We start from the raw sequence: 15,289 nt of genomic DNA on the forward strand, positions 1-15,289 counted from the left end.
TAGCAACGAAGCCCAATGGCTTGTGGTGGTTACCGTAAAGGGCTCAGTATTGACCGAACAGGTCTTGGATATGTCGACGAGGCGGTGATTCCTGGTGCCTCAGCGGCGTTTCGTGTGTTCCCTCGACGAGCTGCCGCCCGGCGCGATGAAGTTGGTCGACGTCGGCAAGTTCGGCGTCGGTGTGTACAACGTGCGCGGCGCGCTGTACGCGATCGTGAATTACTGCTCGCACGAAGGCGCTCCGTTGTGTCTGGGCCTGATCGGCGGCACCACCGAACCATCGCCGGACGAACCCGGCGGTGTGCGTCGGGTACGGGATGGTCAGATCGTCCGATGTCCTTGGCACAATTGGGAATTCGACATCACAACCGGTCAGAACGTGGCTGACCCGCAGCGTCGCGTGCGCACTTACCGCGTCGACGTGACCGACGGGGAGGTGTACCTGACCGCATGAACGGGCCCGTCATCGATGCCAATGTGCAACCGCATTTCCGCTACAACGCCGAGATCCGGCGCTACCTACCGGCCGCGCACCAACTGCGGGCGATCCCCGACGTGGAGCAACAGTGGTACCAGGCACCCGGGGGCGATTACCGCCAAGACCTGTACGGCCAGGGTTACCCCGGCTCCGACCCGGAGACGGTCGCTGGCCACCTATTCGACGAGCTGGGGATCAGCTTCGCCATCCTCAACCCGCTGACCCGCGGCAACATCGCCGACTACCTGCTCAACAGCCGCATCTGCGCCGCGGTCAACGACTGGCTGCTGGACCGATGGCTCGAGCCTGACACCACCGACCGGTTTCTCGGCACTATCCGTGTCAATCCCGAAGACCCGAAGGGCGCCGTCGCCGAGATCGAACGGCTGGCCGGGCATCCCAAGCTGGTGCAGGTCGGCGTGCCGATGCAGTCACGCGAACCGTACGGCAAGCCGATGTTCGAGCCCATCTGGGAGGCGGCCGCCACCCACGGGCTACCGGTGGCGGTGCACATCAACGGCGGCAACGGCGTGGACCATCCGCCCACCTTCGCGGGACATGCCCACACCTACCCGGGTTACGCGGCGTTCATGCCGCTCAATTACTTCGTGCATCTGGCCACACTGATCATCGAGGGCGTGTTCGGCCGGCTACCGGGGTTGAAGTTCGTATTCGCCGACGGCGGCTACGACATCCTCACGCCGTTGATGTGGCGGCTGGACACGTTCTGGTTGTCCATGCGCGACCAGACACCCTGGGTCGACCGGTATCCCAGCGAATACCTGCCCGGCCATGTCCGGTTCTGCTCGTCGGCGTTCGACGGGCCGGTCGACTCCGCCTCGACACAGCGCTGGATGGAGTTCACCGGCAAGGCCGGTCTGGTGATGTACGGGTCGAGTTACCCGCACTGGTCGACGTCGCCGCCCGGGGCGATGGCCGACGGGCTCGACGCGGACCAACGTGCCCAGGTTTTGTGGCGAAACGCCACTGAGCTATACGGACTCGAGGAGCGTGTCGGATGACCACCGTGGCCCACATCGATACCATCGCCGCCGCTCAGGACGACGAGATTGCGGTCAGCATCGTCGACACCGACGTCCATCCGATGCCCGTCTCGGCCGACGTGCTCAAGTCCTACGCGCCGCCAGCCTGGGTGGACAAGATCTGGCCGACCGGCAACGCCGTCACGCCGGTGCCGCACTTCTATGACACGCCGGATTCCTACAAGACCATGTCGCTGCGTGTGGATGCCGCCCCGCCCGGCGGTGGCTTCGCCGGCACCGACCCGGACTATGCCGCCAAGCAACTGCTGCTCGACGCTGGGGTCAGCATCGCGACGCTGGAGCCGATGTGCGACGCGCAGTTGCCCGAGGCCGAACACGTGCTGAAGTCGATCTACAACGACTGGCTGGCCGATGTGTGGCTGGACAAGCACAACAAGCACGGCCGCTGGCGCGGGTCGATCAGCGTCAGTGCGCAGACACCGGAGCTGGCGGCGCGCGAGGTGGAGCGCTGGGCGGGACATCCCTACCTGGCCCAGGTCCTGATGACGCCGCAAACGCGCGGAATTCCTTTCGGCAACCCACATTTCGATCCGCTCTACGCCGCCGCGTCACGCCATGGGCTCCCGGTGGCCACTCATCTGATGGGCCAGACGCCCTTCGAGTTGGTGCCGCTCTATCCGGTCGGCAACCCGGCTCACTGGCATGACTTTTTTGCGTCCTGGCCGTTGCTATATGTCTCGCACCTGATGAGCCTGGTGTTCGACGGCGCCTTCGATCGGCATCCCGATCTGCGGGTGGTCTTCGTCGAGGGCGGCTTTACCTGGGCCATGCCAGTGATGTCCCGGATGGATCGGATTTGGGAGGCCCGCCGCGGCGACCTGCCGCAGGTGCGGCGCCGTCCGTCGGAGTACGTGCGCGAGCACGTCCGTTTCACCACGCAGCCCCTCGAGGACGTCGACACCGTAGAGTTCCGCGAATACCTGCAGATGATGGACCTGGGTGACAATCTCATGTTCTCGACGGACTATCCGCACTGGAGCTATGACTCGCCGACGTACGCCATCAACAGGTTTCCCGCCGAGCAGCGGGAGCGCATCATGCGCGGCAACGCGACGGCCCTGTACGGCCTCCCGGCGACCGTCAAGGCGCTGCCCGGTGAGCGGTCGGCCGCCGGCACCGGCGAGAGCTGATTCGCTCGGGTCTACCTTGGAGAAGGTTTCCGGCGGGATTCGCCGGGACCAGATGACGAACCCGACCCATCGCGCCGGAAGTTGAGAGGGTATGACACAAACGGAACTGACCCGTCCGCAAGGGATCAACCGCATCGATCCGGTGCTGCGCGACGCCGCGAGCGAGCTCGGTGTCGTCGAATTCCGTGCGGAGACGTTGCCCGCGGAGCGTGAGCACGCCGACCGGTTGGCCGCCGAGCGTGCCGCCACGGTCGACACCGCGGGCGTGGTCATCGAATCACGGTCGATCTCCGGGCCGGGCGGCCATCAACTGAACCTCCGTCTCTACCGCGGTTGCATCGAAGGCGGCGCCGGGGCGCCGTTGCTGCTGTATGCCCACGGCGGCGGCTTCGTCACCGGCAACCTGGACACCGATCATGCGCAGTGTGTGGAACTGGCCCGCGACGGCGGCTGCCTGGTGGTGTCGGTGGACTACCGGCTGGCGCCCGAACACCGGTGCCCGGCGGCGCTCGACGACGTCGAGGCGGGGCTTTACTACGCCATCCGCAAGTGCGCTGAGCTCGAACTGGATCCGAGCCGAATCGCGGTGATGGGTCGAGACGCCGGTGCCGCCCTCGTCGCGGGGCTGGCCCAGCGCATGTTCGACAACGAGGGGCCGCCGATTTTGATGCAGATTCTGCACCAGCCGATGCTCGACAGCGACACCACACCGTCCCGACGCGAGTTCCAGCGCACCCCGGGGCTCAATGGTCCCGCGGTGAGCCGGGCGTGGGGGCACTACCTGGGCAACGACAGTGCCAGCGGCCAGCACGTGCCCGCACACCGGGCGAATCTGGAGGGGCTGCCGCCGACCTTCATCAGTTGCTCCGAGATCGACCCGTGCCGCGACGAGGCCATCGACTACGCCAACCGGCTGCTGCACGCCTTCGTCCATACCGAATTGCACGTCATCGCAGCCACATTCAACGGCTTCGATGCGGTGGTACCGGATTGGGTTGTGTCTCAAGAAAATCGGGCTCTACACGCGCAGTCGGTGCGCCGCGTGTTCGCGATGTAACGGCCGCGACCACGGTATCGACCCAGCTCCGGTAGCACTTACGGTATCGGTCGTTGCTAGCATCGGCTGGTGACTGTGACCGCGGCTGATTCTGCAGAACTGGCGCTGTTCGCCTCGACCACCGCGGCCTTCCTGCAGAAGGAAGCCCCGCTGGCCCGCGTCCGGGAGTTGCACGCGGCCGGCCTTTCCTTCGATCCGGCCTGGTGGCGGCGCGCCGCCGAACTTGGCTGGACGGCGTTGCTTGTCCCGGAGGAACTGGGCGGCGGCAACGTCTCAGGCAACGGCGTCACGGATTTGGCCATGGTGGCCGAACAACTCGGCAAGACCGTGGCGCCCGGGCCGCTTTACCCGGTCAGCGTCGTGCTCACGGCGTTGGTCGAAGGCGCTGACGCCCAAGCGCATGCAGACGCCATCGAGTCGCTGATCTCCGGAACGGCGGTGGCGACCTGGGCGGTCTCCGAACCTGGCCGCGGCTGGGCACCGCTGGAGCCGACGGTGACCGCCACCCCGACCGACGCTGGCGGCTACCGTGTCGACGGCACCAAGGACCGTGTCGAGGCGGGTGCCCAGAGCGACCTGTTGCTGGTGGTGGCGCGATCCGGCGACGAGGTTCGTCAGTTCCTGGTGCCGGCGGACGCGGCGGGTGTTCGAGTCGAACCCCAGCAGTCGGTCGATCTGGTCAAGCAATACGCGCGCGTGCACTTCGACGGGGTCCTCGTGGCCGCGTCGGCCGCCGTCGGCAGTGCCGCCGACACGGAGGCGCTGATCGATCGGCAGAGTCAGATCGCGCAGGTGCTGCAGTGCGCGGAGGTGGTCGGTGTCCTGCAGACGGTGTTCGACTTCACCGTCCAATGGGCCCTGGACCGGCACACGTTCGGCCGCCCCCTGGCGTCGTACCAAGCGCTCAAACACAACTTCGCCGATATGAAACTGTGGCTGGAGGCTTGCCGTGCCACCACGACCGCCGCGGTTGCCGACGTGGCCGCCCGCGCGCCGGAGGCGAGCTTGTCGGCTAGCGTCGCCAAGTCCTACGTCGGTGAGATGGCCGGGCGAATTGTGCAGGGCTGCGTGCAGATGCACGGCGGTATCGGTGTCACCTGGGAACACGACCTGCACCTCTACCTACGCCGAGTTGCCTTGTACCGCTCCCTGTTCGGCACACCGGAGGAGCACAACCTACGGGTGTACGACGCCGAAAAAGCCGGTCGGTGCGCGAAATGACTCCGGGTCAGCCGACGGAATCCGTCGCCGAGTTCGCCGCCCGCGCCCGCGCATGGTTGGCGGACAACATGCCGCCCATCGACCCCGACTGTCCGCCGCCCGCACCGCGCGACGACGCGGAGGCGTGGAAGCGGGCTCGCGACCTGCAAAAGCGGTTGTACGCAGGCGGATTCGCCGGAATCTGTTTCCCCCGTGCATACGGCGGCCTGGGCCTGGACTACGCGTACCAGAAGGCATTCGACCAGGAGTCGCTGCGTTATGAGATGCCGCTGATCCTGAACACTCCCACCTTCACCATCTGCTGCGCCACGTTGCTCGACACCGGCAGCGAAGAGCAGAAGACGCAACACATCGGGGCGGCGCTGCGCGGCGACGAGGTACTGGTGCAGCTGTTGAGCGAACCCAGTGGCGGATCCGATCTGGCCGGGGTAATCACCCGTGCCGAACGCCGCGGCGACCGCTGGGTGATCAACGGCGCCAAGACCTGGAGTACCAGTGCGTTCGCCGCCGACTACGGCCTGTGCTTGGCGCGCACGAATTGGGATGTCCCCAAGCACGAGGGCCTGACGATGTTTCTGGTTCCGATCAATCATCCGGGAATCACGTTGCGCCACATCACCATGCTCAGCGGGTCGACCGAGTTCTGCGAGGAGTTCCTCGACGGTGTGGACGTCGGTGACGACGCCGTCGTCGGGGAGGTCAACGGTGGCTGGGCGGTCGCGTCGCGCCAGCTGTATCACGAACGCCGGGCCGTGGGGCAGGGTTCGGAGTTCGCCAGCGGCAGTGGCAGCGAGGGCGGTAACGCGATCCCCGTTGATTACGTGGGGTTGTTGACCAAGACCGGTCAGGCTGACAGCGAACGAGCACGAGAAATGGCGGGCCGCGCGTTGGTGCACCGGGCGGTGGCCGACCAGCTGATCGATCACGTCTACCGAAATGTCCGGGACGGGGTCCTGCCGCCGGCCGCCGGGACGCTGATCCGGTTGTTCCACTCCGAGACCGTGACAACCGAGATCGACATCGCAACGGCCATCGCGGGGGCCGTCGGCGTGGTTGGCGAGGTGGGCGAGGGGCTGGAGACCGGGCTGCGTTACCTGGCCCGGCAGACCGTCGCCATTGGCGGCGGCACGACGGAAATGGCGCGCAATGTGATCGGCGAACGGGTGCTGGGCTTCCCGCGCGAATACGCCGCCGACCGTGGGGTGCCGTTCAGTCAGGTGCGGCATGGCCAGACCCGCTGAACGCTAGTCTTCGACGAAGACGTTTTCGCTATCACCGCTGACGACGGGGATCTGCACCATCGACAGGATGTGGTGGGCGGGACTGCCCGGCGGTGCGATCAGCACGCAGCTGCCGCCCTGTCTGCCGGCTCGATCCCGCGCGGCGGCCAGTGCGCTGACGCCCGCCGAGCCCAAGTGGGTGACCGCGCTCAGGTCGACCGTCAAAGGTGCGATGCCCGAACGACTTTCAACCGCGAGCTGGCGGTCCAGGGTGGACGCGGTGATGGAGTCGACATCGCCGCTGACCATGATGTGTCCGGGGCCCCGGAGCACGGAGCTGAACTCGTGGTCGCCGGGCCGCTGGTAGCGGCCGCGGTTGACGACGGTATCGGTCACGAAGTTCGCCGGTCGCGACAGACGATGGGTCACGCTGGCTGTGGTTCCGGCGTCACTGCGGGTGATGAGTGCCTGGGACACCAGCGCATCGGCCATCGCAAGTCCACGCCCGCGGCCCTGTTCACCCGCACGGTGATCCTTCCATGTCCCGCGGTCGATCACGGCCGCATGTAGGTTGCCATCGCCGGACAGCGACGCGTTGACCACAACCCCGTCGGGAACCTCGGTGCCGTAACCGTGTTCGACCGCGTTCTCGACGAACTCCGAAATCGCGTGCACGATGTCCGAGATGTCGTCGGCGTGGGCACCGACCTCGGAGAGCCACTCGCGAAGCCGCGCCCGCACGACCCGTGCGGCGTGGACCGTCGCGTCCAGCGTCAGGTGCAGCGGTTGCGGGGGCGTGCGCCGTTGTACCGCGAGCAGTGTGACGTCGTCGTTGTAACCGGTTGAGCGGAGCAACAATTCGAGTGTCTCCGAGCATAGGCGGTCGATCGTTCGGGCGGGCGTGTCCATCACGAAACCGCTGGCGCCGCCGGCGATATTGGCGGCCAGGTCAGCGAATTCGGCGGTGCTGGCGCCCAGTGGGCGGCCCGGTCGCTCGATCAAGCCGTCGGAGTAGAACAAGATAGAGTCGCCGGTGTCCAGCGGTTCGCTGCGCACCGAAAATCCGACGCGGCTGCCGAGCGGCCCCGCGCCGGAGGGCTCGAGGTAGCGTGCGGCGGCGCCTGCGGTCACCAACAGCGGCGGCGGATGACCGGCGGTGCAGTAGTGAAATTCGCCCGTGGTGTAGTCGAGCGAGCCGACGCACAAGGTGGCCGACCTCGAGCCCGGGACATGCTGGTGAAATCGGTCCAATGCCGTGAGTGCCTCGGTAATGGTGTGGCCCTGCAAGATTTGCATCCGCAGCGCGGTGCGCAGCTGCGACATCACCGCCGCGGCTTCGACGCCGTGGCCGACGACGTCGCCCACGACAAGCACCAGTCGATTCTCCAGCGCGATCGCATCAAACCAGTCGCCACCGGCCGCGGTGTCCTGCGCGGCGACCAGGTATTCCGCGGCGATGTCGGCGTCGGGAACGACGGGCACTGTGGCGGCGAGCAGGGCCTGCTGCATGACGATGGCCGAGTCGCGCACATTGCGGTAGCGCTCGGACAACTCCTGGATGCGCGCCTCGGCGGCCGAGCGCGACCGCACCCGCTCGGTGACGTCGTCGAAAAGGACCTGTACGCCCTCAATGGAACCGTCGGGGCCGCGGCGGGGCGTGACGAGAAAGTCGAAGTACTTCTCTTCGATGCCCGCCCCGGCGAAGTCGGCTTGCAGCCGCCATGCGGTCCCGGTTTGCGGTTCGCCAGTCCGATAAACCCGGTCGAGCATCGGGAAGATCTGCTGGCCCTCCAGCTCGGGATACACCTCGCGGACCCGCTTCCCGACCGGGCTGAACCCGGGATTGAGCGAGCGATACGCCGCGTTGGCCGCGATGAAGCGATGCTCGGGACCATCGAGGCCGAGCAACATCGCGGGGACGTTCTCGAAGATGCGGCGAACGTCGTCGGCCGTACCAGCAATCTTGTCCCAGTCCTTTTCGGCCACCATCTGGCCGTCCCTCCTACGGAGCCTCCCGCGGGCTGTTCCATGGACCGAATTGAAAATCTAGCAAAGCGCGATCTATTGAACACGCGCAAGTAATGAGATTAGCAACCACCGCCGGGTGGTTAGTGCACCAGTTTCGCATCGGCGGCGGGTCCGAGCACGTCGGCGGGCCTTTCGGAGGGAGCGTCTTTTCAAGTGCACCGCCGAACGTCGCGTCTACGGGCCGCGCCGCTGCGAGGGCCTACCGCGGGCGGCGTGGCGGTGCCAGATCAGGCGGAGACGGGCTTTTTGGCCGGCCGCGACACCTTCATGAGCTTCATCAGGTTGACGCCCATGATCTTCGCCTTGTCCTCGTCGCTGAAGTCGGTCAGCTCGTCGACGAAGCTGATCGGGTCCTTCAGGCCCTCCGGATGCGGCCAGTCGGATCCGAAGACCACGCGGTCGGTGCCGACCATGTGGACGATCTCGGTGAACCGATCTTCCCAGAACGGGCTGACGTAGACGCACCGCTTGAATGTCTCGATCGGATCCTCGGCGAACGACTGTGGCATTTTCTTGTAGACACCCTTAAGCCCCTTGAACAAATGCGGCACCCAGTCGGCGCCGTTCTCAATCGACAGGATCCGCAAATCCGGATTGCGCGTCAGCGCGCCGTGGCAGATCAATGCGCCGAAGGCGTCCTCGACCGGCCGATGGCCCATGGCCAGGCTGCGGAAGGCGGTCGGTTTGAACGGCAAGAACTCGTCACCCGGCTCCCAGATGTTGAGCAGCTCGGAGTACCCGCTGTCCGAGGCGTGCATGGAGACCGGGATCTCGGCACGAACGCAGGCCTGCCAGAACGGGTCGAACTCTTCCAGTCCGAACGAACGACTGCCGCGGTAGCCGGGCACCGGCGCGGGGCGAACCAGCACGGTGCGGGCACCGCGCTCCAGACACCATTCCAGCTCTTCGAGCGCGCGGTCGACGATCGGCAGGGTGATCACCGGGGTGGCGAAGATGCGCTCTTTGTAGTTGAACGACCACTGCTCGTACATCCACTGGTTGAGCGCGTGGATGACGTCGTGCATCATCTCCGGGTCGTCCTTCATGCGCTCCTCGACCAGGCTGGCCAGCGTGGGGAACATCAGCGCGTAATCGATGCCGAGTTCGTCCATCACCTCGAGGCGCGCGCCCGGTTCACGGAAGGCCGGAATCGCCTTCATCGGTTCGCCGAGGATCTCGCGGTAGCTCTTACCCTGCGAGCCGTTGCGGAAGTAGTCCTCCTGGGCGCCGGGTCGGGCCACCACCTCGAACGTCGGGTTGGGGATGTAGTCGCTGATGTGGCCGCGGACCACGATCTTGGTGCGGCCGCGGACCTGCACGTAATCGATGACGTGCTTACGGTTTTCCGGCAAGAACTTGGTCAACGCCTCCTGCGGTTCATACATGTGGTTGTCGGCGTCGAACACGGGAAACGGAAGCTCGCGAGACGGCATGACGATCTCCTTGCAGGCTGAATTGTATGCGTGGTAATGACGTTACCACTGCTGTGTAATAACCCGTACCGGGCTAACCGCCGGCCTGCAGACCCTTCGGCGTCGCGCCGTTGACGATGGTGAAATTGACTGTGGCAGTTGCGGCGACCTCGTCGTCGCCGTCGGCGTAGATGTCGATCTGCATGACCATCGACCGTCGGCCGGCCCGCAACATCCGCGGGACGGCCACCGCGGAACCCTGCCGAATCGGTCGCAGGTACCGGACGAACAGGTCGGCCGTCGTCATCGTGGTGCCCGGCTGTAGATAATCCAGTCCGAACTGCCCGCCGGCGACATCGACCAGCGTGGCGATCAGCCCGCCCTGCAGTGCACCGGAAGTGTTGACCACATGCGGGCTCACCGGCAGCGTCATCGCGAATTCGCCGTTGCGAGAACCGGTTCGCAGGCCGATGGTGCCGAACAACTCGGCCAGCGATGGCGGGCCAGTCTCGTCGTCGGCGTCCCGGATCCCCAGCGCGCGGGTGAGGAATTCATACAGTTGACCGGCGTCCACCGGTGTTCCGTTCAATTCGGCGCCCAGCCAATGCAATCGCTGTGCCCCCACCATGGTCTGCATGGCGATCGCCGCCGAGGACTCGACGTCGAGCGCGGGATTGAACACTCCCTCGGTGATGCCTTGGCCGACGATGTCGCGGATCAATCGGTGCAGCGGAGACAGTACCCGGGCGTATTCGCGCGGACGCGTCTCCGCGAGGTGGTGGTTGTAGAGGCCCAGCGCCCGATTCAGGCTGTCCTGGGTACTGGATTCGGGCTGTTGACCGACGCGGTCGATGAGCAGCTTGAGTGCGGCGGTGCTGTCCAGCCCCTCGGTCTCGGCTCGCCAGGTCGCCACCGACTGGGCGATCGTTCGGTCGAACAGAGCCAGCAACAGCTCATCCTTGCTGCTGAAATGTTGATAGAAGGCCCGCAGTGAGGTCTTGGACCGGGCGACGACCTCCTGCACGGTGAAGTCCGTGCGGCCCGTCTCGCGCAGAATCTCCACGGCCGTCTTGATGAAGCGGTCGCCGCGCGTGACTTCGGCTCCATCATTCGGGGCGGTCATGGCCGATTGGTTCCCTTCCGTCGCGCACGTCTGCGCTATGAGAATGAGGTTACCGCGCGAGCCGGGCCGTCCGCTGCCTCGGTTTACCCGGCGGTCTGGACCTGCGGGTGAGGGGCGGCAGCTTGCGGGCTCGCCGTGTCGGTGGTGTCCTTCGGAAGCAGCCACCGCACCATCGGGTAAGCGGTCGCAAAACCTAGCCACATACCGGCCCACATCACCAGCCAGAACGCCATGGAATCGGGGGAGTACCGCAACACGAATGCCACCACCAGCATGGCAGCGCCCATGCCCACGTCGAATGCGGCAATCGCGAGAATCGAGATGCGCGAGGCCAGCCACCAACGGTGAGCCGCCGACGTGATCCGCCCGGCCGACGCCAGCGCGTGATACTCGAAGGCAATGAGCAGCGGCAGGGCAAAGACCGCGATCAGCAGCATCATCGGCCAGACGCCCTGACCGCCGATCGTCCAACCCGTCCACATCACCAGCGGCATGGCGATCATGTGGCCGACGAACGAGGCCGCGCCGCCGGGCAGCGTCTGCACGGCAGCCATTGCGGCACGGCCCATTTGGGGTGCCCTACCGTGTCGGTTCTGCCATCGCGAGGTGGCTGACCGGCCCCACCGGAGGTAGGCCCACCAGGCGGCCGGACCGGCATAGACCGCCGTCACCGGCCAGACCGCCTCCATCGCCCGCAGCGGCTGCCGATAACCGCCCAGATACATATCGGCGAGCATGACACCGGCAACCATCCCACCAAGGATGGTCACTATCCAGGCCACGACTGTCACCCACTGCGGTGCGGGCATTGCCATCATCATCATGATTTGGGTCCTTCCTAATTCAGATCGGTTTGTACTGTGTGTCAAGGAATTTCAGGCAACGCCCTGATCGGCGAGCACCATGTCGGCCAACGCGGCGACCTCGAGGGCGCAGCCCCAGGACAACGTGACACCGGCACCGCCGTGGCCATAGTTGTGCACGATCCGGGTGCCGGGCTGCACTTGCAGCCGCACCCCGCCTGCCCGGAACGGTCGCAGTCCGACCCGCACCGGGTCGTTCGGGTCGAGCTGGGCCTGGCGGAGGACCGGCAGGAATTCGGCGCAGCGCTCGAGCATGCCGCGCAGCGGCGGATAGTTGTCCAGGTCGAGCCGGGTGTCGTATTGGTCCGGCTCAACCAGTCCGCCTATCAGCAATCGATCGGCGCCGCGGGGCACGATGAACACCATGTCCTGGTTGTCCGTGCTGATGTCGTTCGCCACGGCGTGCACCGCCGTCACCCGCGTCATCGCGCTGCCATCGTTGACCATGCGCAACAGGGCGCCCCGGTGCGGTTCCATCGTCGAGTCGTCGGCCAGCTCGCGGGCGCCCAGCCCGGAACAGTTGACGATTAGTTCGGCCCCGTACTCGGCGCGTAACTCATTCTCTTGCTCGGCAAGTGCTCCACGGATGCGGCGTCTGGTCAGCCTGACGCCGGTTGCCGCGGCCTGGCGCGACAACCAGACCAGGTACTGATCGGTGTCGATGGTCGGCGCCAGGTACGAGTAGGCGTCGACCATCCCGGACTGGGGATTGATGCCGTGGGCGTCGATGAGTTCGGCGTCGTGGACGAAGCCGGGCACGAACTGTTCGACCTCGGCCATTTTTGCCGACTCGGCCGGATCCTCCGTGATTGGTCGCGGGAAGTAGAAGACCGCGGGCCGCAGGCTCACACCCGTGCGCGGGTCGGCGGCCAGTCGGGCAAAGCGCGGGTAGGAATCCCTGGCCCAGCCGGCCGAGCGGGCCAGCACGGCTTGGCCGTGGTGGCGGCCGCACACGGACGGCGGCCATTCCCAGACCGCACCTGCGACCGTCGACACCGTGTCGCGGTCAAACCGATCGGCGGCAACGGTCACCCGCCAGCCGTCCCGAGCGAGGATCAGCGCCGTGGTCAGACCGCTCACCCCGGCCCCAATCACCAGCGCGTGCGGTCGATCCCTGCGCGCCCTCATGGCCGCACCCGCCTCGATCGGTTGCCGAAAGTGTTGGCAGGGAACATATTACGGTATTTCGATAGGACGAAGCTCATCTGGAATTCTCGTTTCTGAACCTCCGCGCGGGTGCGCGGCAACCGGCATGGACAGCGAAACCAAGCCGTGGCGGTCAACGCGTTAGCTTGGCGCTGGCCGGTCAGATCCGAGCGATGCAGTGGCGGATCAGGATGATTCGACCCGGCCGATGTGGAACGAAGCCGTCGGGCCGTGGCGGGCCGCGGGGTGTCGACACCACCGGCCAGGCCGGCGACGCGAACACCACCGTTAGCGCGGCCGCGACGGCAAGTGCCACCAAATCAGTTGTCGTGCATGCCTGCGCCGCCTGCTGACAGTTCCGATCCATCGGTGAGCACGGGTGGGCGCCGGGCGGTGCGTGCTCGACCGCGGCGGCGACGGCATGGCCCATGGCAGTCGCCGACATCGTCGGCAGCTGCGGCGCCGACATCGGCAGGTGGGGAAGGTGGCACCCGGCGACAGCGGCGAGAGCCCAGAAAAAGGCCATGACCGCGGTCGCGTAGCGCAGCCACTTGTTCGTGGGGGCGGTCATCGGGCACATAACGACTCGATGCTAGCACCCCCCGGGGGTATCCGCGAGAAGCGTGACAGGCGGCGCGCCGATCGCCACGATGGAATGTCAAAGATGGTATGGAGCAGTAGATCTAGTCGCAGCTTGAAGCAGGCAGGGTGAGACTATCTCTCATATCGTACGGGTACGGGGTATAGCACCGAGGGGGACCGATTCTGCCCAGACGTCAGAACGGGGCGCCTCAACGTCCGGTGCTGGTGGGCCGTAGCAGGCACGTTGAGCCCGGCGGACGTCGCGGTTATGGCGTCAAATCGCGGCAACGTACGAAATCGGCCAATGCGTGGGACGGGACACCCGGCTTTCGGGCGGCGTGCGGCCAGGGTCGACCACGGCCGCCGCGGAACGTTCTTGAGTGCCGAACATACGTTCGATAGTGGTCCGGCACGGTTACCCGCCGCGGGCGGCGATCATGGCCGACCGATTGACCTTGGTTGCCGCGGTGCGGGGGATTGCATCGACGAACTCGACCGTCTTGGGCGCCTTGTACGGTGCCAGCCGATTCTTGGCGTACTCGATCACCTGTTGCTCGGTCAGCGGTTCTGCGCCGTCGCGGCGCGCGGGTTGCACCACGGCGTGCACCCGTCGTCCCCACCGCTCATCCGCCAGGCCGATGACCACGACGTCGGCAATGCCCGGGTGGCCGGCCAGCGCGGATTCCACCTCCGCCGGAAAGACATTCGCGCCGCCGGTCACGATCATGTCAACGCGGCGGTCGACGATGTAGAGAAACCCGTCCTCGTCAAGATGGCCGATGTCGCCGGCGGAGCGGAAGCCGTCTTCGGTCGACGGCAGTGGCGCTGCCCCGCCCAGGTACCGATAGCCCGCGCTCATCATCGAACGCAGATAGACGTCACCGTCCTCGCCGGGGCCCAACTCGTTCTGGTCGGCGTCGAGAATCTTGATCTGGGTGTCGCGGAAGCCGCGACCGACGCTGCCGGGATGGGCCAGCCATTCGTCGCCGCGCAACGCGGTGAGGCCGAGGTTCTCGGTCATGCCGTACGCCGTCACGATCTGTTCGGGGCTGAGCAATTCGAACCAGGTGTGCAACAGCGAGGGCGGCATCACCGCGGCGCCCTGCAGAATGAACACGACACTGGACAGATCGCGCCGCCGGATGTCGGGCAGGGCGGCGATGCGGGCCAGCATCGTCGGGGTGGCGGTAAAGTTCGTGATCCGGTAGCGCTCCACCATGTCGATAAACACTGCCGCATCGAACTTTTCGAGTATCACTAGATGATCACCGCTGAGCAGCATCAGGAAGGTGGCGAAGCCGTTGGTGTGATACATGGGTGCAGGCACCAGGATGGTTTGCGGCTTGGCCACCGGTGTCCAGTTCGCCAGAAACGGTTCGCCGTGTTGCGGTATCCACAGCGACGGAGCGAGATTGACAATCACTTTGGGCACGCCGGTCGACCCGCTGCTGCAGATTCCATTCGCGGTGGGAGACACCGCAACCGGTAGCGGGCCGTCGCATTCGCCGGCCGCACGTGCGTCCAGCGCCCACCGGCTGGCTTCGTCGACGACCACGGCGGGATTGATCACGCCGCGCACCCGGTCGCGCTCCCACTCGGGCAGATCCCAATGCATGGGGATCGGCACGGCGCCGATTTTCCAGCACCCCAGCGTCGCCAGCACGAGGTGCTGTGAATTCGGAATAGCAAGGGCAACAAACGAACCCACCTCGGCTCCGTGGGCAGCCAACGCCCGTCCCCACTGATTGGCGCGGGCATCGAGCTCGCCGAAGGTCAACGTCCGGGCGGTCCCGTCGAGCGCGACGACGGTGACGGCGGCTTTGTCGGGTTGCTCTTCGGCAAGTTGTTGCAGTTTGGTTCCGAACGGAATGCCGTCTTCCAGTGGATTGGGCGCCTGTGACTGCAGGGGCTCGGTCTGACTCATCGGCGCCGCTGCTCCTCATCGCTGCGCTCTGCGTCGTCGTC

13 protein-coding genes are annotated in these 15,289 nt (G+C 66.1%); 6 read left to right on the plus strand and 7 right to left on the minus strand.

What is annotated here, in order from left to right:
* Positions 1 to 94: 94 nt before the first annotated feature.
* The 6 genes from G6N33_RS20205 (at position 95) to G6N33_RS20230 (ending at position 6,191) form a co-directional block, all read left to right on the plus strand.
* On the plus strand, positions 95 to 454 hold the full coding sequence (locus tag G6N33_RS20205; RefSeq protein WP_044507227.1) for a Rieske (2Fe-2S) protein: 360 nt from the start codon (positions 95 to 97) through the stop codon (positions 452 to 454).
* Positions 451 to 1,500 carry an amidohydrolase family protein gene (locus G6N33_RS20210; RefSeq protein WP_044507226.1) on the plus strand — a complete coding sequence of 350 codons (1,050 nt, stop codon included), beginning with the start codon at positions 451 to 453 and terminating at the stop codon, positions 1,498 to 1,500. The genes G6N33_RS20205 and G6N33_RS20210 overlap by 4 nt, the downstream gene beginning before the upstream one ends.
* The gene (locus tag G6N33_RS20215; RefSeq protein WP_044507224.1) at positions 1,497 to 2,672 is read left to right on the plus strand and encodes an amidohydrolase family protein; all 1,176 of its coding nucleotides are present in this window, start codon (positions 1,497 to 1,499) and stop codon (positions 2,670 to 2,672) included. Before G6N33_RS20210 ends, G6N33_RS20215 begins: the two co-directional genes overlap by 4 nt.
* 91 nt (positions 2,673 to 2,763) lie before the next feature.
* Entirely contained in the window at positions 2,764 to 3,729 is a 966-nt protein-coding gene (locus G6N33_RS20220; RefSeq protein WP_044507223.1) for an alpha/beta hydrolase, read from the plus strand.
* 75 nt (positions 3,730 to 3,804) lie between these two features.
* Positions 3,805 to 4,950, plus strand: coding sequence for an acyl-CoA dehydrogenase family protein (locus G6N33_RS20225; RefSeq protein ID WP_044507222.1), 1,146 nt, complete (start codon positions 3,805 to 3,807; stop codon positions 4,948 to 4,950).
* Positions 4,947 to 6,191: an acyl-CoA dehydrogenase family protein gene (locus tag G6N33_RS20230; RefSeq protein ID WP_044512132.1), complete on the plus strand. Its 1,245-nt coding sequence runs from the start codon at positions 4,947 to 4,949 to the stop codon at positions 6,189 to 6,191. Before G6N33_RS20225 ends, G6N33_RS20230 begins: the two co-directional genes overlap by 4 nt.
* Before the next feature lie 3 nt (positions 6,192 to 6,194).
* On the opposite strand, the gene G6N33_RS20235 is transcribed toward G6N33_RS20230, so the two are convergent.
* From G6N33_RS20235 to G6N33_RS20265, 7 genes are all read right to left on the minus strand, one after another.
* On the minus strand, positions 6,195 to 8,159 hold the full coding sequence (locus G6N33_RS20235; RefSeq protein WP_044507220.1) for a SpoIIE family protein phosphatase: 1,965 nt from the start codon (positions 8,157 to 8,159) through the stop codon (positions 6,195 to 6,197).
* 266 nt (positions 8,160 to 8,425) lie between these two features.
* Positions 8,426 to 9,631, minus strand: coding sequence for an amidohydrolase family protein (locus G6N33_RS20240; RefSeq protein ID WP_044507219.1), 1,206 nt, complete (start codon positions 9,629 to 9,631; stop codon positions 8,426 to 8,428).
* Between the two features lie 73 nt (positions 9,632 to 9,704).
* The gene (locus tag G6N33_RS20245) at positions 9,705 to 10,733 is read right to left on the minus strand and encodes a hotdog fold thioesterase (RefSeq protein WP_044507216.1); all 1,029 of its coding nucleotides are present in this window, start codon (positions 10,731 to 10,733) and stop codon (positions 9,705 to 9,707) included.
* 83 nt (positions 10,734 to 10,816) lie between these two features.
* Positions 10,817 to 11,557 (minus strand): DUF4396 domain-containing protein, encoded by a 741-nt coding sequence (locus G6N33_RS20250; protein ID WP_232069439.1) that lies wholly within the window; start codon positions 11,555 to 11,557, stop codon positions 10,817 to 10,819.
* 51 nt (positions 11,558 to 11,608) lie between these two features.
* Positions 11,609 to 12,724 (minus strand): FAD-dependent oxidoreductase, encoded by a 1,116-nt coding sequence (locus tag G6N33_RS20255; RefSeq protein ID WP_101528554.1) that lies wholly within the window; start codon positions 12,722 to 12,724, stop codon positions 11,609 to 11,611.
* A gap of 178 nt (positions 12,725 to 12,902) precedes the next feature.
* Entirely contained in the window at positions 12,903 to 13,313 is a 411-nt protein-coding gene (gene lpqS, locus G6N33_RS20260; protein ID WP_044507213.1) for a putative copper homeostasis (lipo)protein LpqS, read from the minus strand.
* A 426-nt stretch (positions 13,314 to 13,739) separates the two neighbouring features.
* Complete coding sequence (locus G6N33_RS20265) at positions 13,740 to 15,248, minus strand: class I adenylate-forming enzyme family protein (RefSeq protein ID WP_044507211.1); 1,509 nt, start codon at positions 15,246 to 15,248, stop codon at positions 13,740 to 13,742.
* Between the last annotated feature and the right edge of the window lie 41 nt (positions 15,249 to 15,289).

It is taken from the genome of Mycobacterium simiae (assembly GCF_010727605.1).
In the GTDB taxonomy this organism is placed as follows: Bacteria; Actinomycetota; Actinomycetes; order Mycobacteriales; family Mycobacteriaceae; genus Mycobacterium; species Mycobacterium simiae.

Coding starts and splice junctions, on each gene's coding strand:
- G6N33_RS20210 (WP_044507226.1), top strand. CDS start 451: ATGAACGGGCCCGTCATCGATGCCAATGTGCAACCGCATTTCCGCTAC.
- G6N33_RS20215 (WP_044507224.1), top strand. CDS start 1,497: ATGACCACCGTGGCCCACATCGATACCATCGCCGCCGCTCAGGACGAC.
- G6N33_RS20220 (WP_044507223.1), top strand. CDS start 2,764: ATGACACAAACGGAACTGACCCGTCCGCAAGGGATCAACCGCATCGAT.
- G6N33_RS20230 (WP_044512132.1), top strand. CDS start 4,947: ATGACTCCGGGTCAGCCGACGGAATCCGTCGCCGAGTTCGCCGCCCGC.
- G6N33_RS20235 (WP_044507220.1), bottom strand. CDS start 8,159: ATGGTGGCCGAAAAGGACTGGGACAAGATTGCTGGTACGGCCGACGAC.
- G6N33_RS20240 (WP_044507219.1), bottom strand. CDS start 9,631: ATGCCGTCTCGCGAGCTTCCGTTTCCCGTGTTCGACGCCGACAACCAC.
- G6N33_RS20245 (WP_044507216.1), bottom strand. CDS start 10,733: ATGACCGCCCCGAATGATGGAGCCGAAGTCACGCGCGGCGACCGCTTC.
- G6N33_RS20250 (WP_232069439.1), bottom strand. CDS start 11,557: ATGATGATGATGGCAATGCCCGCACCGCAGTGGGTGACAGTCGTGGCC.
- G6N33_RS20255 (WP_101528554.1), bottom strand. CDS start 12,724: ATGAGGGCGCGCAGGGATCGACCGCACGCGCTGGTGATTGGGGCCGGG.
- lpqS (WP_044507213.1), bottom strand. CDS start 13,313: ATGACCGCCCCCACGAACAAGTGGCTGCGCTACGCGACCGCGGTCATG.
- G6N33_RS20265 (WP_044507211.1), bottom strand. CDS start 15,248: ATGAGTCAGACCGAGCCCCTGCAGTCACAGGCGCCCAATCCACTGGAA.